We start from the raw sequence: 22,839 nt of genomic DNA on the forward strand, positions 1-22,839 counted from the left end.
GCCCGCCTGCTCGCAAAGAATGCCACGCGGCCATTTGCGGCCGCGCGGCAGTCGCCGGGAGATTTACTTTGCCGACTCGATGACCTTGATTGCATCTTCCTGCGTGTATTCGACGTTGGCGACGCCGCCGGCCTGGGTATTGGCGAGGTTCGTTTCGAGATTGTCCTGGTCGATGCGCAGGAAGGGCACGACGAGATCCTTCTTGACCTCCTTGCCGTCGAGGATCTGCTGGGCGACCCAGAAGGCGAGCGTGGAGACGCCCGGCGCAATGGATACGGACATGGTCTCGTAACCCTTCGCGTCCTTCTGCTCCTTCCACCACTTCAGTTCGTCTTCGCGGTTACCCATGACAATGATCGGCATCTTCCGGTCGGTCGCGGCAATCGCCTGGGCCGCGCCATAACCGTCGCCGCCCTGCGTCACCACGCCGACGATGTCGGGCAGGCTTGGCAGGATGCCGGCAACAGCCTTCTGCGCCACGTCCTGCGCCCAGTCTCCGTGAACGGAGCCGACTACCTTGAACTGCGGAAACTGCTTTGCGCCCTCGTGGATGCCCGCCGAGATCTCGTCGTCGACGAAGACACCGGCAAGGCCACGGATCTCGAGCAAGTTGCCGCCGTCTGGGAGTTTCTTCGACAAGTACTCCACCTGGCTGCGGCCCATTTCCTTGAAGTCGACGGCGATGCGCCAGGCACAGGGTTCGGTGACGATGCCGTCGAAGGAAACGACGGTGATGCCGGCGTCGCAGGCTTCCTTGACCGCGCCGTTTAGCGCCGTCGGCGAGGCGGCGTTCAGCACGATCGCGTCATAGCCCTGCAGGATCATGTTCTGGATCTGCGCGGCCTGTTCCGTCGCCTGGTTCTCGGCGGTGGTGAAAGCGTCGGCTGCGGCAACGACGCCAGTCTTCACGGCTTCGCCCGTCACCTTTCCCCAACTCGTCAGCATGGCTTGGCGCCACGAGTTGCCGGCATAGTTGTTGGACAGGGCGATCTTCTTTGCCGACGTCTCGGCAAAGGCGGAAACGGGCATCGCGGCGCAAGCTATAGCGGCCGATGCCAGAAGCATCTTACGGATTGTCATGTCTCTCTCCCTCATGATCGCGCCGGTCAGCGGATCGCTTCACTCCTGTCTGCCCAAAATGGGTTCGAGTGAAAATTGTTCTTGCACTGAGCATCCTCCTCTCAGTAAGGGCAGGATGCGGGAGATCGACCGGCCTGTATAGGGGCAAGGCGGCAAGTCGTTTGCGGGTTTTGCGCAACAAGCTGCGGGTTTCCGCAAGACGGCGGCGCTTCCGCGGGCGCTTACTGCGAAGCGATCGCGGCGGGTTGAGGAGCCTGCTGCCGTCTCGGGAGGAAATGACAATGCTGCATCTCGCACCCGCAGCCATGTTCGACCACTATCTCGGCATTTCCCGGCTGCTCGCCGGCCAGCTCGACTTCCGCTCGGCCATCCGTTCAGTCGCGGCCGAGGTCGCCCATATCATCCCGCACGATCATCTCGATGTCTGTGTGCTTCTTGAGGGCGGCAACTACCACACGGCCTACGAGACGGGCATCGAGACTGCCTGGGGCGACCTTGCCGGCGCGCCGGTGGTCAACAGCCCCATCCGCTCGCTGCTCTGGGGCGAGGTGGACTTTCTCCTGGCGGACGACGCCATGACGGACCCGCGTTTCCATTTCGAGGGCGCGTTCAAGCGGCCGATCGTCGAACAGTCGCTGAGGAGCCGCTTGCATGTACCGATGAAGGTGCAGGGCACGATCATCGCGGCGCTCTCCTGTTCGTCGCAAAGGGCAGATGTCTATACGATGGAGGATATCGAACGCGCCCGCATCATCGCCGACCTGCTGACGCCCTATTTCTTCGCGCTGCAGGCGGCCGAGCAGGCGCAGCGCTCCGCCATCGTGGAGGCTGAGGCCCGCGCCCGCGAGGAGGGGTTGCGACAAGGCGCGCTGAAGCTGACCGAAGCACTGGAGCAGGAACGCCAGCGGATCGGCATGGACCTGCACGACCAGACGCTCGCCGACCTGACGCGGCTCGCCCGCCGGATCGATCGGCTGTCGCGCAACGCCGAGGTGGCGCCCGAGGCGCTGGAGCCCGTCTCCCGGTCCCTCCAGCATTGCATGCAGGATCTGCGGCAAATCATCGAGCAGGCAAAACCCTCCGTGCTCCAGCTCTTCGGCCTCGCCCAAGCGATCGAGCATCATCTGGACCGATCGACCCGCGACACGGGATCGGGCATCGAATGGGGCCTCGTCGACGAGACGCACGGCGCGCTGGAGCGACTGGAACCGACTGTCAGCGTCGCGCTGTTCCGTATCGCGCAGGAGGCGATCAACAATGCGGTGCGCCATGCCGCCCCGCTGGCTGTCATGGTTCGGCTCGAGGTCGACGACGACCGGCTGTCGATCGAAATCTCCGACGACGGGAGCGGGCTCGCCAAGACGCGGGGACGGATCGGCGGAGGCATCGACAACATGAAGACCCGTGCGCGGCTCATCTCGGCGCGCTTCACGACCGGGCCTGGCCACAACAATCGCGGGGCTGTGGTGCGCGTCGTGCTGCCGCTCGTGCCGCACGACCCGGCGAGCGGGTCAAACTGAGGAGAAGGGCACGATGAAGGTTCTGATCGTCGAGGACGACCCGCTGCACCGGTCCTATCTGCACGAGGCGGTCAACGCGGCCCTGCCGGAATGCGACACGGTGATCGAGGCGGAAAACGGAACCGTCGGCGAGAAGCTCGCCCGCGACCACAAGTCGGCGCATATCGTCATGGACTTGCAGATGGCGAGCCGCAACGGCATCGAGGCGGCGCGCACGATCTGGAAGGAGCGGCCGGAGACCCGGATCCTGTTCTGGTCGAATTACTCGGACGAGGCCTATGTGCGCGGCGTCTCCCGCATCGTGCCGGATGGCGCCGCCTATGGCTATGTGCTCAAATCCGCCTCCGACGAGCGGCTGAAGCTTGCGCTACGGTCGATCTTCATCGAGAGCCAGTGCGTCATCGACCGCGAGGTGCGGGGCCTGCAACAGAAGAGCCTCGGCCAGACGAACGGCTTCACCGACTCCGAATACGAGATCCTCGTCGACATCGCGCTGGGCCTCACTGACCGGGCCATCGCCAAGCGTCGGGGCCTCTCGTTGCGCAGCGTGCAGAACCGCCTGCAGCAGCTCTACGACAAGCTGGACGTCTACCAGGCCGCCGGCGACGACCACGAGGACGGCCGCTTCAATCTCCGCGCCCGCGCCGTTGCGGTCGCTTTCCTGCGCAAACTCCTGAACTACAGCGCTCTGGAGCGGGCTGAGGCAGAGGTGCAGGAGTGGCTTGATGGATTGCATGAAAGCCCGCGCGACAGGCATCGCAGGCGGGTTCGAACCTGAACTCGCGCAGCGATCGATGGTTCGGACGAGTTTCGAGAAGAATTCGCGGCGACCCCGTTGCCGCTCGCGCCTGATTGAACTGTTGATCCAAGAGATACTATCCGGGCTCAAGCTGCCGATGTCACGACAGAGGCGAGAGGTCTGGCAGCATATTCGCGCTGTTAGTTCGAAAACGACCTCGAAGTGGCTTCGTTTCAAAGGATATCCGGTCCGCCGGACGACCCGCCCATCCAGAACGGCATTTCGGCTTGCTGGCCACGGCCGGTCTCCTTTGCGATCACGTCACGCGGCAGGTGCGAAGCCAAAAGGCCCGGTCCGGTGTCAAGCTCCTTCATCATCGCGCTGGGTGCGCAGATTGGAGACAACGCGCCGGTTCTGCACCTTGCACGAGCGCTCCGCGCAGTCGCGGACTTCGCGGTCCTTGCCGTAACCCTTGGCCCACATGCGCCTGGCGTCCACGCCCTTCGAGGCGAGATAGGCCATCACCACATCGGCGCGCTTCTGCGACAGCGCCACCATTTTGGACGCGGAACCGGAATCGTCGGCAAATCCCTGCAGCTTGACCAGCCAATTCGGGTTCTTGTTGAGCCAAGTGGCTTGGTTATCCAACGTCGCCATGGCGACGGAATCGAGCGTGGCGGAATCCTGCGTGAAGTAGATCCGTCGGCCGGCATTGAGGATGAAATCTTCTTCGCTGCCAGCCGTGATGTTCTCGAAACCTGGCGCGGGATCGTTGGTCTGACCGGTCATCGGGGCCGCGGCAGGTTCTTCCATGGAGGCGATATTGGTGGTGGTGCAGGCGGCGAGCACCAAGAGCATGGCCGCGGCAACAACGCTCCTCGTGTATCCGATCGTTGAAGACATCTGGATGATATTCCTTATTGGACCGGGGCTATTTCGCCAACCTGAACGGCATTTTCAGCCTGGTCGGCAATATGCGGCAGAACCTGCACAGCGGTGCCGACGGGGCAACGCTGGTAAAGATCGATGGCGTCTTCGTTGAACATGCGGATACAGCCGCTGGAGGCATCCTTGCCGATGCTTCCCGGCTCCAGCGTGCCGTGGAAGCGATAACCGGTGTCCACGCCGTCGCGAAGCAGGTACATGGCGCGGGGGCCGAGTGGATTCTTCGGTGAGCCTCCCCCCACGAATTCGGGCAGTTCGGGATGGCGCTTGCGCATCTCCGGCGGCGGCGTCCAGCGCGGCCAAAGTGATTTGCGATCAATCGTGGCGCGGCCAAACCATTTGAAGCCCTCGCGGCCGACGCCGACGCCGTAGCGGATGGCTGTCTTGTTCTCCATGATCAAGTAGAGAAAATGGTGCCTTGTATCGACAACAACGGTGCCGATCGGCTCGCTGCTGAAATATTTGACAACCTGGCGGTGCCACCGCTTATCGATCTTGGCGAAGTTGGTCCTTCGGAACGTTACGCCATTGTCGACGGCGGTGCCGGCAAAATAGGAAGACGCCTGGGCGAATGCCGGTTTTTGGACCGCGCCGGTGCCAAGTAAAGCCAAACCACCAAGTAACACATCCCTGCGTGTCCACACCATCGGCAATATCCCCCTCAAAGCCAAACAGCGAAGTGTCAGTAAATCAGATTTTGAATTGGCCACAACAGAAAATTCCGGTTCCTGCTGAAAGACCGTGGTCGAGTTACGGCTGTTCTGCATCTGTTTCGTTTGGCGTTACTTAGGAGGTTGCAACCAACAAACGCAAGGATCACTTTAACGGATAGATAGTTGTCAGCGGGCGTGACGCTGCGTCGAAAAATACTGTCGTGTTTGGGAAGGCCATCCGCGCCTGTTCGGCTGCGCGTCGCCCGGATAAAATCCGAGTACAGATTTTCACGGTCACCGTCTTGCCGCTGATATCAGCGCTCGCAGGTGCCTTAGACCTTCGGTAAGCGGTTTCAGCTGCGCCGTTGCGACGTCGAGCTCGTCAATATCCTAGACGAAGATGTCCTCGGCACTCACAGATTTTCGGATCGGCTCGCCGTCGCGTTCCGATGGAGAAGGCGAATTCAGGCTGCCCTTGACGACCGAAAAGTGAATCCCCATCTGCGGGCTAACCCGTTGGTCCGGGCCCCTCTGGCGAGAGCCTCGGCACTCTTGCGATGTCGGACCGTTTTCCGACAACCCAGTGCCGATAGGGGATTACCTTTGGATCTCTCGTTCTTGCTTGTCGAGTGGCTGGGAACGCCGCTCTGGATGTGGTCGAGCTTTTTCGCCCTCGTCATCGCCATTCTGTCGTTCGACCTCGGTATTCTCCATAAGCAGAACAAGGAGATCGGCGTCCGTGAAAGCGTAAAGCTTTCCGCTCTCTATATCGCGCTGGGCGTTGCGTTCGGCGGCTGGGTGTGGTGGCATCTCGGCTCCGACGCCGGCCTTGCCTATATGACGGGCTTTGTCGTAGAAAAGACCTTAGCGCTCGACAACGTGTTCGTCATCGCTCTGATCTTTTCCTTCTTTGCCGTGCCGCGCATCTATCAGCACCGTGTGCTTTTCTGGGGCATTCTTGGTGTCATCGTGTTGCGTGCCATCATGATCGGCGTTGGCGCGACGCTGGTCGCCGAATTCGCCTGGGTTCTTTATATCTTCGCCGCGTTCCTGATCGTGACGGGCATCAAGATGCTCGTCATCAAGGATGCCGAGCCCGACGTCTCGAAGAACGTGCTCGTCCGCTTCATGCGCAACCGCTTCAACGTCACCGACGAACATCACGGCGAGCGTTTCTTCGTCAGAAAGGCAAATTCCAAGACGGGTAAGATGACCTGGTTCATCACGCCGCTCTTCATGGCGCTCGTGATGGTCGAGGTGGCCGATGTCATCTTCGCCGTGGATTCGGTCCCTGCGATTTTCGCAATCACAACGGATCCGTTCATCGTCTACACCTCGAACATCTTCGCGATCCTCGGTCTTAGAGCCCTCTATTTCGCCCTCGCGGCGATGATCCATCGCTTCCGTTATCTGAAGCCTGCGCTTGCCGTCGTCCTGATCTTCATCGGCTCGAAAATCTTCGTCGCCGATCTTCTCGGTCTTGAAAAGTTCCCGGCCGCGCTGTCGCTCGGCATCACCTTCGCCATCATCGTCGCCGGGGTGGTCTGGAGCCTCCTCAAGACGCGGAACCAGCAGCAGCTTGCATGATCGGCGCTGCTCATAGGAACACCGTTAGCTACCGAACAGGAAGGAAACAGATATGTTCTCGGATTTCATCGGCTGGATTTTTGCCGTTCTCGTCGTCGATCCGCTGCAGGCTCAGATAGTGGAACAAGCCGAGCGCGCGAAGCTTCCCGTGGAGATCGTTCGTCAGTCCCAGTCCTGCCTCGCCTCCCAGAGCCCGCAGCTGATCGAGCGTGCCGCCGGCGACTACGGCTGGGCGGCGGCTACTGTCGTCAACATTGCGATCGGCCGTACATCGCCGGCGGAGCTTCTCGATAGCCAAGACCCGCAATGTGCAGCCCTCCTTCGCGTTTTGGGGGGTGCCGGCAAGGATGCGTAATGCGCGGTTCGGGTTTGAAATGGCTTGAGTAAGATGTTCGAACAAGACGAGCACAAACAGTCGCGCGCAGTAGCCTCCGCGCGACTGAGGAAGATGCTGGAACTCGCCAGGGCGAAAGGCGGCCTCTCCATTGGCGAGGCTTTGGAATCCATGGGATCGGCCGGCATCGCTTTCACGGTCCTGTTTCTGGCAATCCCGGCCCTGACGCCGATACCTGGCCCGTTCGGCATGGTGTTCGGCACGACGCTTGCTCTGGTCTCGCTCCAGATTAGCGCGGGTCGTCGGACGGTGTGGTTGCCTGCCCTCGTCAGAAACCGTCAGGTTACGTTTGCGACGTTTGATCTTATCGTCCGTCACGCGATTCCGATGATCGCAAGGGTTGAGAAAGTCGTGCGCGCCGATCGGATGGAGGTCCTCACCGGGCCGACGGCGCAGGCCTTGCTCGGCCTCCCCATCTTCCTGCTCGCCGTGGTGATTGCCCTGCCGATCCCCTTTGGCAACGTGCTGCCGGTGTTGTCGCTGGTGATCCTTTCAGTTGCCATGATGGAGGGCGACGGCCTCGTCACTCTGATTGGGCTGCTGCTCGCATCGGCGACGATCGTCACAACCGCGGTTCTGCTCAACTTGATGGCGTCCATGGTCTTTGCGGCGTAAAGGCCCCGCCTGGGGAGTGTCGACCTTAAACGTCCTCAAGAGCCGTGGTCGCCTGCAGACAGCCCCGTTCTTATCTACTCCACCGGCGGTGCCCGAAGCACGGCGCAGCGCAGCGAAACAAAATCGGGCCAGTTCGCCATGATCGGGTCCTCCCGGACTTGCCATCAACAAGCTTGCGTCCTTGGGCGTCCCGGCGGGATTAAACACGCAAGGCCGCTTCGAGGGCAGATCGCGGATGCGCAGCACAAGCCGATATCCGAGCATGGCGCTGATGCCGGCGAAGAGATGATCGGTGAAGGCGGACGAGCTGAAGCGGCTGGCGCGTGCCTTGCGATGGGACTATCGCGTCGTAGCATTAGCGCGCGATCTTGCGATCGCTTCCGCGCTCGCGTCGGCCGCTACGACGCTGTCCCGTCGCGTAAGCCCTCATTCGAAGCCGAAGCTGATCGTCGCCGATGGGCCGGTCTCCGTGGTAGACACTTCACTTCGCATGTCGATCGTCAACCTCTTTCGCGGTGTGCGGAATTGGGCATTCATGCGCTGGCGCCGAGTATTGATCCTGCCTGCCCAAAATCGCCATGCAAGAACGGTTACAAAGCCGACGGTTAGGCCTAAATACTCTGACATCTTCATCGATCCCGAACTCAGATGCTACTCTCACTCCGCAATGTCAGAAAATCCTATTTGACCGCAGAAGGACCTCTTGAGATCCTGAAAGGCATCGAATTCGATCTCAATGCTGGCGAAAGCGTCGCGTTGACTGGGGAGTCCGGAAGCGGAAAGAGCACCCTGCTTCACCTTGTTGGCGGGCTTGACTATCCCGATGTCGGGCAGATCCTTTCAGCGGGCCGAGATATTGCCGCTCTGGATGATCGGGAAAGGGCCCAGTATCGACGTTCGGCGGTCGGGTTGGTGTTTCAGCAGTTCAACCTGATTCCGTCGCTCGATGTCGCGGCCAACATTTCCTTTCATGCAAAGCTTGCTGGCCGGCACAATCCTGCCTGGGAGCGGCAGCTCGTGGAAAATCTTGGCATCGAGGCACTTCTCGCCCGATACCCCGAGCAGCTTTCCGCCGGCCAGCAGCAGAGGGTGGCGATCGGCAGAACGCTTGCCGCGCGGCCGCCCCTGGTTCTCGCCGACGAACCGACCGGCAATCTCGACGAAGCGACCGGCGACGCGGTGCTCGGCATTATGCTGGCGTTGACGAAGAGTGCAGACGCTGCGCTGCTGATGGTGACGCATTCTTCGAGGCTGGCACAGATGCTCGACCGCAGCGTTCATCTCAGCGGCGGAAAGATCGCCTGATGATGTGGACCGCCGCAACGGCTCTCGTTTCGCATTGGCAGCGTCGGCCTCTTCAGCTTGCTACACTTATCCTCGGTCTTTCGTTAGCAACCGCGCTTTGGTCGGGTGTCCAGGCGATCAACGCAGAGGCACGGGCGAGTTATGCGCGGGCAGCCTCCGTGCTCGACCAGAACGAACTGACGCAACTCGTGCCGAGTAACGGCCATTCCGTTCCCCTAAGCACGTATTCCAGATTGAGAAGGGCAGGCTGGAATGTCTCCCCCATTGTCGAAGGCGACCATCGCTTCGGAAATGTCCGTGTGCGCCTTATCGGCGGTGATCCGTTGACGATGCCAGCGCAGGCGCGGGGCTTTAAAACCGAAAAGTGGAATGGCCTGGCTGCCTTCATGGCGGATCGGGGTACCCTCGTGGTTTCCAAGGCGACCGCCCTGAGGCTCGAGGGGCAAACGCAGATGCAGATCGAGGTGTCGCCGGATCTGCCGGACGGAGCAGCGTTCACCGATATCGCCGTCGCCGAGCAGGTTCTCGAAAGGCACGGTGAGTTGAGCCGTCTCGTCGTTGCGCCGGAACAGCGACCGAATCTGCCTTCACTTGACATTCTCGCACCCGAGGTCGCATTAAAGCCACCGGGCGACCGGCCAGATGTCGCCCAGCTCACCGACAGCTTCCACCTCAACCTCACGGCATTCGGTTTCCTCGCGTTTGCCGTCGGTCTGTTCATCGTCTACGCGACGGTCGGCCTGGCGTTCGAGCAGCGCAGAGCGACCTTTCGGACCTTGCGCTCTCTCGGGCTTTCCATGTCGACGCTGAACCTCCTGCTGATGACGGAGCTTCTGACTCTGGCCTTCCTTTCCGGGCTTATCGGCGTCGTGATCGGATATTTCGTGGCCTCCCTGTTGCTCCCCGGTGTGGCGGCAACCCTTAAGGGGCTGTATGGAGCGAGCGTCCCGGGTACGCTGACCATCCGGCCGGAATGGTGGGCAACGGGGCTGGGGATAGCGATCGGCGGAACGATCGTGTCGTCGGCCCAAAGCCTCTGGCGGGTCCGGCGCATGCCGTTGCTGGCTGCAGCGCAGCCTCGTGCCTGGGCCCGTGCGACGGCAATCGGTATCCGACTGCAGCTTTTGGGCGGGTTGGCTCTGCTGATCACATCGGCCACCTTGGCGAGTGTCGGACACGGGCTGATCGCAGGTTTCGCGGTCCTGGCTTGCCTCTTGCTCGGAGCGGCACTGATGCTGCCGGGCATGCTGTCGGCGTTTCTTGCCATCATGCAGAGAAACTCGACACGCGTCCTCGTCACGTGGTTCTGGGCCGATACGCGGCAACAGCTGCCCGGGCTTAGACTGGCCCTCATGGCGCTGCTGCTGGCGCTCGCCGCCAATGTCGGTGTCGGCACGATGGTCTCCAGCTTCCGCCTGACTTTCATCGGCTGGCTCGACCAACGGCTGGCGGCCGAACTTTACGTCACGGCGCGAGAGGAGAACGAAGCGATGCGCTTGCGGACATGGCTGCTGGACCATTCGACGTCGGTTCTTCCCATCTGGAGCGTCGAGGGTGAGGTGCTCGGAGACAGGCTGCAGATCTTCGGCGCGGCAGCAGGCGATCCGACCTATCGCAACACCTGGCCGCTCCTGTCGGGCACGATCAATGTCTGGGACCAGGTCGCCGCAGGGCAAGGGGCGCTCGTCAACGAGCAGCTCTGGCGTCGCAAGGGGCTCGCAATTGGCGATAGTCTGGTCTTGCCCGGCGAATGGAAACTCCCGATCGTTGGGGTCTATTCCGACTACGGCAATCCAAAAGGACAGGTCATCGTCGGCGTCGAAGCCCTGACGGCACATTACACTGACGTTCCAAAGCTGAGGTATGGCGTGCGTGTTCCGCCGGCCGACGCCCCGGCGCTGAAGGAACGCCTGACGACCGAATTCGGTCTGCCTTCTGAAAACATCATCGACCAGGCTTCCCTGAAGCGGCAATCTCAGGCGGTCTTCGACCAGACGTTTGCCGTGACCGGAATGCTCAATCTCTTCACCCTCGGCGTTGCAGGTTTTGCGATGTTCTCCAGCCTGCTGACCTTGTCGGGCATTCGGCTGCCGCAGCTCGCACCTGTCTGGGCGATGGGAATCAGGCGGCGCGATCTTGCCCTGCTCGAAGTGCTGCGCACTCTGGCACTGTGGCTCGCGACCTTCGTTGCCGCGGTCCCTGTCGGCCTTGCGCTTGCCTGGGTGCTGCTGTCGATTGTCAATGTCGAGGCTTTCGGCTGGCGGCTGCCGTTGCGGATTTTTCCGATGGACTGGCTCGTCCTAGGGTTGGTGGCGCTGGCTGCGGCGGTCATGTCGGTCTTTATTCCACTCCGACGGCTGGCGACGGTCGCGCCATCGGATTTGCTGAGGGTGTTTGCCAATGAACGCTAGAGGTCTTCTGGCCGCCGTTGTTTCCGTAGCCACGGCAATCTCCGTTCCTGCCGCCGCTATTTCGCAAGGGTTTGCAGGACTGGGCTCGACCGCCGAGGGCTTCGCTGTTCCACGCCCCGGCATACAACTCCGCTTTCCGGCAGATCACGGCCCCCATCCTGAATTCCGCATCGAATGGTGGTACATTACTGCAAACCTTGAGAGTGAGGACGGGACGCAGTACGGCGTACAATGGACGCTTTTCCGCGCCGCCCTGGCGCCGAAGACCGAGGGCGGCTGGTCCGATCCTCAAGTCTGGATGGGCCATGCCGCGATCACCGCGAAAGATCGGCATCTCTTGGCTGAAAAACTCGCCCGCGGAGGGGTCGGCCAAGCAGGTGTCGTGGCCGTACCCTTTTCTGCCTGGATCGATGATTGGGAAATGAAAGGCCTGCCCAAACCGGGCGCCGACCAGCTAGACAAGGTTAGCCTGCACGCAACCGGAAAAGATTTCGCCTACACGCTCGAACTCTCGGCCAGCGCTCCTCTCGTGCTGCAGGGAGACCAAGGCTATTCGGTGAAGTCGGCCGAAAGGCAGGCGAGCTACTATTACTCGCAGCCGTTCTACGAGGTGTCGGGTTCTCTCGACATTGCCGGTAAGATCGTTCGGGTCAGCGGCAAGGCATGGCTTGATCGGGAATGGTCTTCGCAGCCCCTCGCCAAGGATCAGACCGGATGGGATTGGTTTTCGCTTCATCTGGATTCCGGCGAAAAGGTCATGGCGTTTCGGCTCCGCGACGGCCGCGGCGGCTACACGTCGGCGAACTGGATTTCGTCGGATGGCAAGCCTACCCCTCTGCCGCCTGGATCTCTGCAGATAGCCCCTTTGCGAACAGCACGCGTCGGCGACCGGGATGTCCCGGTTGCATGGCGCGTCCAGATCCCCGAGCGCGGCTTCGACATCACGACTAGCCCTTTGAACGACCATGCGTGGATGGCGACTACCACGCCCTATTGGGAAGGTCCAATTTCATTCAACGGAAGTGCCGGGGGGCATGGCTATCTGGAAATGACGGGATACTAACGATGATCGGCCGCGATATGCGCGGCCGAACTTTATGTCGCGCCTCAGGCCGGAGACGTCGAGATAGCGTTGAAGAGCCCCACCTACCAGGCGACGGGTTCGAAGCGTTCATCTGCACATTCAGCCCCGCTGAATGCAATTGCGCAAGTCTCGCGGTGTTCCACTCGGCTGTGAGCGCATTCGCGCACCGGATCTCTTACCTTCGTCCAACTTGCCTCAGCTCACAGAAGGGTAGCGAGGAGGATGCCGCTGCAAATTAACAAGGCGATGCCGCTCAGCAGATTGAGGGTCGCTGCCTGGAAAACTGCCCTTGAGAGGCTCCGGCTGAAGAACCGGACCAAGAGCGTCAACGCAGCAAAGTAGCACACATTAACTACCTGAAAAATCGCGCCCAACGCATAGAACCCCAGTAAGGTCGGCTGGTGGCCGAGCGGTAGAAATGCGGGAAAGAAGCCTGCGAAAAATATAATCGGTTTGGGATTGGAAAGCGTCAGCGCAATTCCCTTGGCAAATTGGCGCCGAGGCGGAACAACCTGACCGTGATTTTCCATGCTGCCCTGGGAAGTCAACGCCTGCCTGATCAGCCCTATTCCGATGTAGGCTACATAAGCTGATCCAAAGACCTTGATTGCATCAATTAGAAAAGGCCATTGGGCGACGAGGGCCGCAAAACCGAGGCCTGCACATGTAATAAGGACTATGTCACCAACGACAATTCCCGCAATGCCTCCGGCGGCGGCGGCCATGCCCCGTCCGGCCTGTCCCATCACAAAAAAGGTTGCTGGGCCTGGCACGAGGATTACGAGGCTAGAGGCAAGCACGAACGAAGCGATCGTTTCCATTGCGAACATGCTGGGCCTACCGTCCGTGCTCGAGGTGTGCGGCAATAACACCGGGCAACCATTGGGAAACATCTGGCGCTCTGTAGCCTAGAGAGACAGCCCTGGCGCTCGACATCGCGTAGTCGGCGGGGAAGTCATATGGACTGAGTACTGCGGCGCGGCTAATCCCGGTCATGGACTCCGATTGAGCCTCTCTTCCCATGACTGATGCGACGGCTTGATGGATATCCAGAGCCGTCAACGTGCCGTTCGCGCATGCATTGATCGCACCAGTAAAGGTCTGCTGCCCAGCCCAGTAAAGAAAATCGGCAATTCCGGCGGGATTGAAAAACGAACTCTTGCCGTTGTTGATCGAATAAAAGAGCGGCCGGCCGCTGGATACCCGATCAACATAGTTTCGAAGCCGGCCGGTGAAATCGTCCGGCCCAGACAGAATATGCCCTATCCGAACGCTGACGACCGGCAGTATGCCGGACTGATGAAACCAAACCTCAGCAGCGCGTTTGGCTTCCCCATAGAGGCTTTCGGAGTATGCCTCGTCGTGCCAGGGAAAATCGGGATTTGTACGCTCGTTGCTTAGATCGATGAGATCTTCGTCGAACGGAGCTCTTTTGGCCCAGAGCAAATGTGCATAGACCTCGATGGTCGACGCCATGATGTAACGGCCCACTCTCCCGGCGAAGACAGATTCCGATATCCGAGCGTCGAGCGGACTGTAGCACATCTGGTCGAAGATGACGTCATAGTCTCCTCTTCCAGCAAAGGCACGCTCCATGGCAACTTTGTCGCGCCGGTCGACCGTGACACGGCTAACGGCAGACCCGAAGTCGTCCGAAGTGATCCCTCGGGTCGCCACGGTTACGTTGAGGCCAGCTTCGAGAAGCCGCCTTACCAACAGCCGGCCGAAAAAGCGGGTTCCGCCAATGACTAAGGCATTTTTTTGCATGGTGATTGTAGCTCCTGGATGAACCCTTGAATCCCATGCATCTATTGACTGCGCAACCGACAAATACTAAGCTGATGAATTAGAATTTCTATGTCATTATGGACTGACAAATGCGCAGCCTTGGGGGACTTATTGACTTCGAATGCGCCGCGCGCTGGCAGAGCTTCAAGCTTGCGTCGCTTGAACTTCATAAGACACCGGCTGCCGTGAGCCAGCAGATCAAGACTCTTGAACAAACTCTGGGCTTCCCCCTGTTCGAGCGGCACGCGCGCGGTGTGACGATTACCGATAAGGGCAAAGAACTTGCCGAGACTGTTGCCAAGGCAGTTCTGCTGCTCGACCAGAAAATAAGCGACCTTGCTGATGGCGGCGTCGACCGGGTGCTACGGGTTTCGACGACTCATTCATTCGCAATGAAATGGCTCATCCCAAGACTTCCGCGCTTCAACCTCGCCCATCCAGAGGTCGACTTTAGGCTGGAGGCGACAGATGAGCCGGTACCGCTAAACTCGGGCAAATGTGACGTCGTGGTCCGACATGCAAGGTATGAACCGCATGCGGCAGACGACTTGACGTTCCCGGATCGCTTCGTGATGGTCGCGAGCCCAAGCCTTCTTGAAAGGTCGGGGCGCCCGGACCTCTTGATCGATGACATAGATGGCCTTCCAATAATCTATGAAGGTTCAACGCACCCTTGGATGCTGTTGCTGGAAGCGCGAGGCATGCTCGGGAAGACATTGTCTTTCACCCGAGCCTTTAGCCATGCCGGGTTGCTCGTCCAGGCGGCGGTTTCGGGTGACGGGGTGGCACTGGTATCTGCAGCGATCGCGTCTGATGACATTTTGGCGGGCAGACTTGTTATGGCTGCCGATCTGTTCGTTCCGTCGTCCTACTGCTACAGGGTGCTGACTGCCTCCTCTAGTGCGACTAAGATCCAGGTGAAGCATTTCCGATCATGGATCGCCGAAGAAATGAGGCGATGCACTTAACCATGAGTCCGTTGCTCTACGAGTTCCCCAGATTCGTCATCACTGCTGTAATGGGCGAAAGAACATGGCTGACCAAAAGGATCCACCGCCACTACACTCGACTTTCGCCAGTGCCTGCTCGCATGAGAAAAATGCACGGAAGTTTGACCCCTTTCGGCGCACAACATTGACCCTGGCGGAGGCAGGGTATCTCATTTCTTCGATTGCTGAATTTAGCGGGCTGTTGGGGTCAATGTTCAATGCACACGGTGGGGTCAAACTTCTATGCGCCGAAAGACACTCGTCAATTATGCCTTCGCGGCGGAGCCGTCATTCAGGCGTTTCTGAACGCTCGAAAGCACCTCGTCGAACGTGGGCGGAGTTTCGTCAGGGGGGCACTTTTTGGTCATTTCCGTCATAGCGGGCAGAACCTTCGCCACTCTCCGCCACTATTCCACCGCCATGACGCAAAGGTAGGCTGGATTGCGGAACGTCCAGAAGCGGCAAAAATTATCTTTTGTTAATTACAGGTCTCGCTGACAAGGTTCTATCCTGTCTCGCTGCAGGTCGAGAACCGCCGGCGATGAGTGACCACCGCGACACGACGGAACTGGACGGCACTGCAGACGGGAGGATGAAAAGACAATCGTCCTCCACATTCGGGAGATGCAAAATGCGCTCTTTGATTGTTAAGACGGCGCTCACCGCCATCCTTATATCTGTCCCACTAGCAACCGCCTTCGCTGCGTCCCATGCTTCCCGTGCTTCACACGGTGCGCACGCCGGCGAGCATGATCGTCGCGATCATTGGGCTCGGACCGAGCCAGGCGACGATGACCCGCTTGTGGATCCAATGCCGATGTTCATCCCCGACAGCCGATTGGACACCATACTTGCTGAGATCCGTGCCGCCGACGGCCGTATCGCGGCTGACAGGGGCCGAAGGCTGCTCAGCGCCGCTGAAGTTCGTGATCTCCGTTCGGAAGAAGCCGCGATTCACAGGCAAGCCATCCAGATGGCTCTGAGCGACGGCACGATATCCGCGTTTCATTATCACGTGATAGAGCATCAGATCGCCAATCTCGATGGAGCGATTTCACGCGAGGCCCGCCACGCCTGACCGCTATCATCGCGCACCTGAAAAGCCGCTGCTCTGGGCGGCTTTTCTCTTCCTTATAAGTGTTTTGAACTGGCAAGATCAGATGCGGCAGGCGCCGATCGTGGCCGCGCTATTTCTTTTTCTGTTTCTGCAGGACGTCCAGATCGTTGTCTCGTATCTCAGCGGGGCAACTTTTGGTGCTAAGCCAATGTTCGGCCCCGAAAGCCGTTTGAATGCAGCGGAAAGTCGAGGCTGAATGCCAACGGCAAAAAGCTTGATGCCTGGTGATCTGCGGGACCCTGGGATGCAGCTAGCGGCCAATTTTTGCAAGCCGCGGCGACCGCTTAGTTCTGGGTCTTGGCTGCCAATCGCTTGAGTGGGCTGAACTGGCCGAAATTCGCATCGGTGTCTGAGAGATTCTTCGTGACAGAGGATCGTTGCAACAATATACAGTCAATGCCGATGAAGAAGGACATTGTGATATTTCGATGAAAGACTGGCGACCCGACCTCAGCCGCAGCAACAAGCCCCGCTACATGGCCATCGCCGACCTTATCGAGATGGATTTGCGCAGCGGTCGTCTGGCGATCGGTGATCGTCTGCCGCCGCAGCGCGAGTTGGCGAAACATCTGGATATCGATTTCACCACCGTCGCGCGTGGTTATGCCGAGGCGCAGAAGCGCGGACTGGTGGATTCGCACGTTGGCCGCGGCACGTTCGTCACCGGCGGGGCCGACAAGGAGCGCCGGGACTTCGGGTCCGACACCGCCCCCGATCCGCGCCGTATGTCGGCGATCGACCTTTCGATGAATATGCCGCCGGAGCCAACCGATCCGGAATTGATCATGCGGATGCGCGAGGGAATCTCGACGGTGGCTTCCAGCCTTATCCCGCTTCTGCGCTATCAAGGATTTGGCGGCTCGGGCATGGACAAGGCGGCCGCCGCCGCTTGGCTCAGCCGTCGCGGCCTTGTTCCGTCGCAGGAGCGTATTTTCGTGACGCCCGGCGCTCACCCGGCGCTGCTGGCGATTTGCGGCCTGCTGGCAAAGCCCTCTGAAACCATCCTGTCGGAACGCATCACCTATCCCGGCATCCGCTCGATTGCGGCGCAACTGCGCATCAATCTTTCGGGTTTGCCGATGGACGCTGATGGCATTTTGCCGGCGGCCTTTGCCGAAGCCTGCGAGAAATTGAAACCCAAGGGCATTTACCTCAACCCGACCCTGCAGAACCCGCTTACCCTGACTATCCCAGAGCGGCGGCGCGAAGAGATTTCCGCGGTGGCGCGCAAATATCACGTCCCGATCATCGAAGACGACGCCTATGGCTTCATTCCGCTGCATGCGCCGCCGCCGTTTGCAGCAATGGCCCCGGACCTCACCTGGCATATCGGCGGCTTGGCGAAATGCATCGGCGCCGGGCTCCGGCTGGCCTATGTCGTCGCACCGGATACCAAGGCGATCTGGCCCTTCGTCAGTGCCATGCGTGCCAACAATGTCATGGCGTCGCCGCTCAACATGGCGCTTGCCACACGGTGGATCGAGGATGGCACCGCCGATGTCATGCTTCGATTCATCCGCAAGGAGGCAGCGGCACGCCAGGAACTGGTCGCAGCCATCCTTCCGCCCGGTAGCTATCGTGGCGATCCCATCAGCTTCAACATCTGGCTGCCGCTGACGAACGGCTGGACGCGGTCGACCTTCGGCAGCCACATGCGCGCCTCGGGCATTGGCGTCGTCGCCAGCGATGCGTTCACGGTCGAAGGTCAGGCGCTGGAAGCGGTGCGCGTCTGCCTTGGAGGCCCTATCGAGCGCGAAAAGCTGCGGGGTAGTCTCGAATTCATGGGGCACGCACTTGAAGGCTCGCCTGAACTCGCGGCGTCCTTCTTCTAGATTGGTCCGCATGTCAATGGATCCGAGGTGAGAGCTCCGCGGCAATATGCCATATCGCACCAATTGGAAAAATGTACCTATATTGAATGCAGTCAATGAATTCATTCAATACGTGCATACCTGCATGTACTGTATAAGGATCTTTCGTCATGCAAACGGAGTGGCCACCAATTCCACCGACGACCACCGGGCTCAAAGGACGATGCCCGCGCTGTGGCCAGGGGCACATTTTCAACGGCTTCCTGAAAATTAGGCCCGAATGCGAAGTCTGCGGCCTCGACTACGGTTTCGCCGATCCGGCGGATGGTCCGGCCTTTTTTGTCATCTGCTTCGCTTGCGTGCCAAGTGTCCTGCTCGGCGTGTGGCTCGAAGTCCAGTATAGCGCGCCCTTGTGGGTTCATTTGCTGGTCACCGGTCCCTTCATGCTGGCTACTTGTATCCCGCCCTTGCGGCCGCTGAAGGGATGGTTGGTCGCCAGCCAATATTTCTACAAGGCGGAAGAGGGCAAGCTAGCCCGCACCTCTCCTGCGTCGAAAGAGGATTAAGTCCCGTTCCCGCCACCTACGCAAAACCGGCTCAAGCTCTGGGCAGCCGGGCAACACTGGATTCGGAACCGCGATGAGGCTACTTGAGAGCAACGCACGCGTTCCATAAATCGGCGGCGTTACTCAGCTCAATTCAGATCGCTGCCCGTGGTTCGAATACGCTCAAGGCGAGCGCGGGAGCGTCAGCTGCTTCGCCGATCTTCTTACACGAGCCTTTGCGCCGCGTCTCAGCGTGAGCTATCCAGGGCGCGCTCATGTTGACTCCGTCTTTCACTCAGCTCAAAAGAACTCTTGCCTACAGAGGGGAGATAACTGATGGCTGACGAGAACAACACGGGCTCCATTGCCGAAGTCGCAGAGACGGATGCAACGGCAAAAGTGCCGGCGCCTAAAAAGCCGCGCGCACCACGGGGCCAGAAGGCATCTGCCGGAGCAACGGTAGCTGCATCACTTGCGAAGACCGCGCAGCTGCCGAGTGGTCGCACGAAGCGTGGTAAAGGAGCCGGGCAGGCAAAGCTGACGCCCCAAGAAACGCAAATCACTGGCAAGAGCACGACCAAGGACGCCATCAAGGACATCGGTAGAAAGCAGGCGCCAAAGCAAACCGCGCAAACAGCCAAGGCGCCGCTACCAGCTCTCGATGCGTTGGGAGATCTAACTCAGCTTGAAGAAGAGAATAAAAGGCTCCGCAAAACCCTGGCAGATAAGCTTCGCGCGGAAAATACCGATCTGCGCAAGCGGCTCGGGCTCGTCTAATCGACTAGGATGGGGGCGATTGGGCGATCGACGGTAGAGAAACTCGCCGGCCTCAATCGCGAGCCCGGATCTAAAGCTGCGGCAACGCCCTGCTGCGGATTGCTCGAGGTTGAAGCACTATGAAAACACCATGGAAATTCCTTGCTCAGTTAGCGTCGCGAAGACGGCCGACAGAAACACCAGAGAATTCGGTTGGGGATGATGCCGATACCGAGGCGAGCGAAAGCGGCGTACGACGCGCGTCGGCACTTTCGTCAGACTCAACGGAAGTATCCGGTCGTCCTGACCACATTGAGCCTGCTGTTGATCTAGTGGCAACGACGACTTCAGATGAACCCGACAGCGATCTCGATGTTCCCCAGGCAATCTCGCCGCCAAACGATGGTGAAGAGGTCCAGAGGCCCACTCGTCATGAGATTAGCCGACCCGGTGCCAATGCGCATGCGTTGGTGCCGGAAAGCAAGCCAAGAAAAAAATCTCTACGAACATTGCGGCCAAAGCGGCCGGAACGCCCGAAGAAAACCCGCGCCGACATGGTTTCGGGGAACACTGCCATCCCAAATAGCAATCAAAGTGCGCAATCCTCGTCCCCTCGAGAAGCCTTCTTCGATGAGGTGGCAAGCCTGGACGAGGAGATCAGGCAACTGAGAAGCCAATTGGCGCAAAAGCTGCATTTGCAGAATGTTCAGCTTGTAAGGATGCTTGAACGATTCGACGGATCGTGAGCCTACATACCCCTGGCGGTTGCCCGGACAAACCGGCTGTCCTGGATGGCAGAGATATCACGACGTCCACGCTCCGAGAGGATCACTCCAACATCTCCGCATAGCTGTCGCGGCAGTGGCTTGCAGAAGGCGCTCTGCGCTGGCGGGCGGTGCCGGAGAGCGCCTTCCTTCACGCAGCGGCATCGCAATAATCACGCGGTCGGTTGTCGCTGGCCGATGATCGGTCCGATGCAGGCTGCAAGCGTGAGCGCTACGGCCGCAAAAGATGCCCATGCCTCCGGCGCTCTCATGCTCCAGAGGGTTAGGCCGCTCAAGAGACACCAGAGGAGGGGGATCGGAAGGAGCAGAGGCAAGAACTTGCTGCGGGCGAGAAGCAGAAAGCCCAACGTTCCGATCGTTGTCGGATCGGGCGCGACGCCAAAGATCTCGGACGAGGTCCAGACCCGTCCCTGCAGCGGCGCAAGCAGAGGCTGCCCGGCGAGCGCGAAGGCGAGGAGCGCAAATCCCGTCCAGGCGGCGGCTCCGCGCGGGCAAAAGACAAGACCGTTAAGCAGCGTGCCGATGACGAAGAGCAGTAGGGCCTCAACGGCAAATGCGGGTGCGACGTAGGCGGCGGTCCAGTTTATGGTCGCGTAACGGTTCCATAGAAAAGACCATCCGACGAGGGCCCAAAGGATCGCGAGAACGAGCGCGACGAAGCGCCCGGAAGCAGAAGACTGTCGCACGATAAGGGCAACCGTGGCAAAGCCGGAAGCCAGTGTGAGCGCCTGTAGCGGCCAGAGGATCGCATTGTGCAATTCGAACATCCGCCAGTAGACGCGTGGCGAAAAGAGCAGAAAATCCTCAAGACTGTAGGTCCACCATTCCGACATCAAAGATCCTGCACATAGGCTACCATGCGCTCGCGAGTGGTGGCGTCTGGCAAGGGGCCCGTCGCCGCCGCGACGTTCTCACGCACATGGTCGACACGGATCGTTGCTGGGATCGCGACGGTGACGGCCGGATGGGAGAGAATGAACTTCAGGAGGAACTGAGCCCAACTCGATGCACCTAGTTCGGCCGCCCATTCGGGCATAGGTTCGCCGTCGAGCCGACTAGTCAGCGCGCCTTGCCGGAAGGGCCGGTTGATGATCACGGCAATTCCACGTTCCGCCGCCAGCGGCAGGATCCGCTCTTCCGCCTCGCGATCGATGATATTATAGGAGAGTTGCACAAAATCGATGGCTTCGTGCCGCATGATCTGTTCAAGAAGATCATGACGGCGCCCTTCGGAGGTCGTAATCCCGACATAGCGCACGGAGCCAGCCGCCTTCATTGCGAACAGGGTTTGCAGATGCGCCTCCCAGGCAAGGAGGTTGTGGACCTGAATGAGGTCGAAGCGCGGCACATCCCAGAGACGGCGGGATTGCTCGATCTGGCTTGGACCGTCAGCTCCCGAGGACGTCCAGACCTTCTCCGCCGAAAAAAGCGCCGCCGGCTGCCCGAGCTTTTGCAGGCCATGGCCGACGACTGGCTGCGATGACCCGTACATGGGCGAAGAGTCGATCATGCGTCCGCCAGCCTCGAAGAAGGCTGCCATGACGTCCGCGCATTCGTCCCTAAGCGTTGGATCGTCGCCGACATTGAAGGTGATCCAAGTCCCAAGTCCGACGGCCGGAATCGCCTCGCCCGTCGAAGGGATGCGGCGCGCGACAGGCCGCTGATCCTGGGAATGTGCCAAGAGCGGCGGGAAATTTATTGCGGCCATCACAGCTAGGGAGGCCTGCACCAGCATTCGACGTGTCGTCAGCATACGGTCTCCGTGATATCGGCGGCAACTGGCGAACCCGATGAGGCGATGGCCGATCTCGATCGTCTCGGGCTGCTACCGCGATTTTAGAACGTTGCCGAGGGTCTGCAAAGCGTCGACCGCAGCCGATAATAGAGTGACGCCCACCGGCAGTCGTTGTGGACTTCGCCGAGCAACGGCTTTCAGCAACTCTATGGCGGAATGGAATGTCGCGAGGCGCACGTCGTATCATCTCGGACGCGGGGCGCGGACGCATGCGCCCTCGTTGGGACGCGAAACCGAGCCGGTGCAAACGAGCCGCCCGACACGCTGCCAAATCTCGCCTATGCCCATCGCCCAGGAGCTTGTCTTCAGAAAGCACCGTCTCAAGAGTTGGCCAAGGTTGTGGCCGAGTTCCCGTTCCAGCGGTGTCGGAGTGAACCGAAGGCCCGCCGAACCGGGCCTTCGAGCTGAAGCTGGTGAGGGGCATTGATTTCCGGTTTGGATTAGGGGTTGCGTGAAACAAGGGCAATCTGCGTCGCGTGAGGTAACTTCGCTCTTAAATGATGCGCGATTGACTCCGACGACCTTTGTGCGACTGTGCGCGAACCGGAATCACTTGCCAGAAAATGTCCGCAACCATGACACCCGAACGATTTTCCGAATGCCTCCTGCATATCCGTTGGACGCCGATCAACATTGCGTCCGCGCTTCAATGCGAGTTGTCATGGATCGAGGCGCTTGAAGCGGGAAACGAGGAAATTCCAGAGGGTCTTGCAGCTTGGTTGGAGACGCTGGCGCAAGCACACGAAACTCTGCCGCCACCAAAGACATATCGCGGCAAGAGGTCTCAGTTATAAGCAGGGCGCCGGAAGGGAACGGTCCGCGCTTGATCAATGGCTTTCACGCGCTCCCCGTCAATGAGGTGTTGGCGGAGCAGGTCGCAGGAGTCAAACGATGCGGCTGGATTCGGGCGTACGGGTGAA

The 22,839-nt window shown here is 59.9% G+C and carries 23 protein-coding genes and 3 pseudogenes; 16 read left to right on the plus strand and 10 right to left on the minus strand.

The window, feature by feature from the left end; all coding sequences use genetic code 11:
* Positions 1-63 precede the first annotated feature (63 nt).
* The gene (locus tag A3C3_RS0107435; RefSeq protein WP_022713977.1) at positions 64-1,080 is read right to left on the minus strand and encodes an ABC transporter substrate-binding protein; all 1,017 of its coding nucleotides are present in this window, start codon (positions 1,078-1,080) and stop codon (positions 64-66) included.
* Between the two features lie 281 nt (positions 1,081-1,361).
* On the opposite strand from A3C3_RS0107435, the gene A3C3_RS0107440 reads away from it, so the two are divergent.
* Positions 1,362-2,600, plus strand: a complete 1,239-nt coding sequence (locus tag A3C3_RS0107440) for a GAF domain-containing sensor histidine kinase (protein WP_022713978.1) — start codon at positions 1,362-1,364, stop codon at positions 2,598-2,600.
* A gap of 13 nt (positions 2,601-2,613) precedes the next feature.
* Positions 2,614-3,378, plus strand: a complete 765-nt coding sequence (locus tag A3C3_RS37960; RefSeq protein WP_022713979.1) for a response regulator transcription factor — start codon at positions 2,614-2,616, stop codon at positions 3,376-3,378.
* A gap of 194 nt (positions 3,379-3,572) precedes the next feature.
* Here the strand turns inward: A3C3_RS37960 and A3C3_RS45065 are convergent, their stop codons facing one another.
* From A3C3_RS45065 to A3C3_RS0107460, 3 genes are read right to left on the minus strand one after another with little or no spacing between them, the layout of a single operon-like run.
* A complete protein-coding gene (locus tag A3C3_RS45065) occupies positions 3,573-3,716 on the minus strand; it encodes a hypothetical protein (protein WP_022713980.1) in 144 nt (47 codons plus the stop codon).
* A complete protein-coding gene (locus tag A3C3_RS0107455; protein ID WP_022713981.1) occupies positions 3,700-4,242 on the minus strand; it encodes an OmpA family protein in 543 nt (180 codons plus the stop codon). Before A3C3_RS0107455 ends, A3C3_RS45065 begins: the two co-directional genes overlap by 17 nt.
* A 14-nt stretch (positions 4,243-4,256) precedes the next feature.
* Positions 4,257-4,931 carry a L,D-transpeptidase gene (locus A3C3_RS0107460; RefSeq protein WP_022713982.1) on the minus strand — a complete coding sequence of 225 codons (675 nt, stop codon included), beginning with the start codon at positions 4,929-4,931 and terminating at the stop codon, positions 4,257-4,259.
* Positions 4,932-5,540: 609 nt separating this feature from the next.
* On the opposite strand from A3C3_RS0107460, the gene A3C3_RS0107470 reads away from it, so the two are divergent.
* From A3C3_RS0107470 to A3C3_RS0107480, 3 genes are read left to right on the plus strand one after another with little or no spacing between them, the layout of a single operon-like run.
* The gene (locus A3C3_RS0107470) at positions 5,541-6,524 is read left to right on the plus strand and encodes a TerC family protein (RefSeq protein WP_022713984.1); all 984 of its coding nucleotides are present in this window, start codon (positions 5,541-5,543) and stop codon (positions 6,522-6,524) included.
* A gap of 52 nt (positions 6,525-6,576) precedes the next feature.
* Complete coding sequence (locus A3C3_RS0107475) at positions 6,577-6,879, plus strand: hypothetical protein (RefSeq protein ID WP_022713985.1); 303 nt, start codon at positions 6,577-6,579, stop codon at positions 6,877-6,879.
* A gap of 33 nt (positions 6,880-6,912) precedes the next feature.
* Positions 6,913-7,533, plus strand: a complete 621-nt coding sequence (locus tag A3C3_RS0107480; RefSeq protein ID WP_022713986.1) for an exopolysaccharide biosynthesis protein — start codon at positions 6,913-6,915, stop codon at positions 7,531-7,533.
* A 103-nt stretch (positions 7,534-7,636) separates the two neighbouring features.
* On the opposite strand, the pseudogene A3C3_RS46785 reads toward A3C3_RS0107480, so the two are convergent.
* Positions 7,637-7,866: pseudogene (locus tag A3C3_RS46785) on the minus strand (Tn3 family transposase); the annotation flags it as partial.
* A gap of 100 nt (positions 7,867-7,966) precedes the next feature.
* Between A3C3_RS46785 and A3C3_RS46790 the strand changes: the two are divergent.
* From A3C3_RS46790 to A3C3_RS0107500, 4 genes and pseudogenes are all read left to right on the plus strand, one after another.
* A pseudogene (locus A3C3_RS46790) lies at positions 7,967-8,059 on the plus strand (ABC transporter ATP-binding protein); the annotation flags it as partial.
* A gap of 122 nt (positions 8,060-8,181) precedes the next feature.
* Complete coding sequence (locus A3C3_RS0107490; RefSeq protein ID WP_022713988.1) at positions 8,182-8,838, plus strand: ABC transporter ATP-binding protein; 657 nt, start codon at positions 8,182-8,184, stop codon at positions 8,836-8,838.
* Positions 8,838-11,249, plus strand: a complete 2,412-nt coding sequence (locus A3C3_RS0107495) for an ABC transporter permease (RefSeq protein ID WP_022713989.1) — start codon at positions 8,838-8,840, stop codon at positions 11,247-11,249. Before A3C3_RS0107490 ends, A3C3_RS0107495 begins: the two co-directional genes overlap by 1 nt.
* Positions 11,239-12,312 carry a lipocalin-like domain-containing protein gene (locus A3C3_RS0107500; protein ID WP_022713990.1) on the plus strand — a complete coding sequence of 358 codons (1,074 nt, stop codon included), beginning with the start codon at positions 11,239-11,241 and terminating at the stop codon, positions 12,310-12,312. Before A3C3_RS0107495 ends, A3C3_RS0107500 begins: the two co-directional genes overlap by 11 nt.
* Before the next feature lie 221 nt (positions 12,313-12,533).
* Here A3C3_RS0107500 and A3C3_RS0107505 read toward each other — a convergent pair whose 3' ends face one another.
* Both A3C3_RS0107505 and A3C3_RS0107510 read right to left on the minus strand, forming a co-directional pair.
* Positions 12,534-13,154 carry a LysE family translocator gene (locus A3C3_RS0107505; protein WP_167521926.1) on the minus strand — a complete coding sequence of 207 codons (621 nt, stop codon included), beginning with the start codon at positions 13,152-13,154 and terminating at the stop codon, positions 12,534-12,536.
* A 16-nt stretch (positions 13,155-13,170) separates the two neighbouring features.
* Entirely contained in the window at positions 13,171-14,100 is a 930-nt protein-coding gene (locus A3C3_RS0107510; protein WP_022713992.1) for an NAD-dependent epimerase/dehydratase family protein, read from the minus strand.
* Positions 14,101-14,210: 110 nt separating this feature from the next.
* On the opposite strand from A3C3_RS0107510, the gene A3C3_RS0107515 reads away from it, so the two are divergent.
* Positions 14,211-15,089 carry a LysR substrate-binding domain-containing protein gene (locus tag A3C3_RS0107515; protein WP_028739469.1) on the plus strand — a complete coding sequence of 293 codons (879 nt, stop codon included), beginning with the start codon at positions 14,211-14,213 and terminating at the stop codon, positions 15,087-15,089.
* A gap of 745 nt (positions 15,090-15,834) precedes the next feature.
* Here A3C3_RS0107515 and A3C3_RS0107525 read toward each other — a convergent pair.
* Positions 15,835-16,137, minus strand: coding sequence for a hypothetical protein (locus tag A3C3_RS0107525; protein ID WP_022713994.1), 303 nt, complete (start codon positions 16,135-16,137; stop codon positions 15,835-15,837).
* 518 nt (positions 16,138-16,655) lie between these two features.
* On the opposite strand from A3C3_RS0107525, the gene A3C3_RS0107540 reads away from it, so the two are divergent.
* The 4 genes from A3C3_RS0107540 to A3C3_RS45070 all read left to right on the plus strand — a co-directional run bounded on the left by A3C3_RS0107540 (position 16,656) and on the right by A3C3_RS45070 (position 20,085).
* Positions 16,656-18,059, plus strand: a complete 1,404-nt coding sequence (locus tag A3C3_RS0107540; RefSeq protein WP_022713997.1) for an aminotransferase-like domain-containing protein — start codon at positions 16,656-16,658, stop codon at positions 18,057-18,059.
* A gap of 149 nt (positions 18,060-18,208) precedes the next feature.
* The gene (locus tag A3C3_RS0107545; RefSeq protein WP_022713998.1) at positions 18,209-18,604 is read left to right on the plus strand and encodes a DUF983 domain-containing protein; all 396 of its coding nucleotides are present in this window, start codon (positions 18,209-18,211) and stop codon (positions 18,602-18,604) included.
* A 315-nt stretch (positions 18,605-18,919) separates the two neighbouring features.
* Positions 18,920-19,360, plus strand: coding sequence for a hypothetical protein (locus A3C3_RS0107550; protein ID WP_022713999.1), 441 nt, complete (start codon positions 18,920-18,922; stop codon positions 19,358-19,360).
* 119 nt (positions 19,361-19,479) lie between these two features.
* Complete coding sequence (locus tag A3C3_RS45070) at positions 19,480-20,085, plus strand: hypothetical protein (RefSeq protein WP_033419604.1); 606 nt, start codon at positions 19,480-19,482, stop codon at positions 20,083-20,085.
* A gap of 191 nt (positions 20,086-20,276) precedes the next feature.
* Here A3C3_RS45070 and A3C3_RS0107560 read toward each other — a convergent pair whose 3' ends face one another.
* Together A3C3_RS0107560 and A3C3_RS0107565 are read right to left on the minus strand one after the other, a co-directional pair.
* Positions 20,277-20,957 (minus strand): DUF6064 family protein, encoded by a 681-nt coding sequence (locus A3C3_RS0107560; protein WP_022714001.1) that lies wholly within the window; start codon positions 20,955-20,957, stop codon positions 20,277-20,279.
* Entirely contained in the window at positions 20,957-21,877 is a 921-nt protein-coding gene (locus A3C3_RS0107565; RefSeq protein ID WP_022714002.1) for an aldo/keto reductase, read from the minus strand. Before A3C3_RS0107565 ends, A3C3_RS0107560 begins: the two co-directional genes overlap by 1 nt.
* 416 nt (positions 21,878-22,293) lie before the next feature.
* Here A3C3_RS0107565 and A3C3_RS45970 point away from each other — a divergent pair.
* Together A3C3_RS45970 and A3C3_RS46795 are read left to right on the plus strand one after the other, a co-directional pair.
* Positions 22,294-22,371, plus strand: a pseudogene (locus A3C3_RS45970) (LysR substrate-binding domain-containing protein); the annotation flags it as partial.
* A 123-nt stretch (positions 22,372-22,494) separates the two neighbouring features.
* Positions 22,495-22,713: a hypothetical protein gene (locus A3C3_RS46795; protein ID WP_084796922.1), complete on the plus strand. Its 219-nt coding sequence runs from the start codon at positions 22,495-22,497 to the stop codon at positions 22,711-22,713.
* Positions 22,714-22,839 lie beyond the last annotated feature (126 nt).

Source organism: Rhizobium mongolense USDA 1844 (genome assembly GCF_000419765.1).
Taxonomy (GTDB): domain Bacteria; phylum Pseudomonadota; class Alphaproteobacteria; order Rhizobiales; family Rhizobiaceae; genus Rhizobium; species Rhizobium mongolense.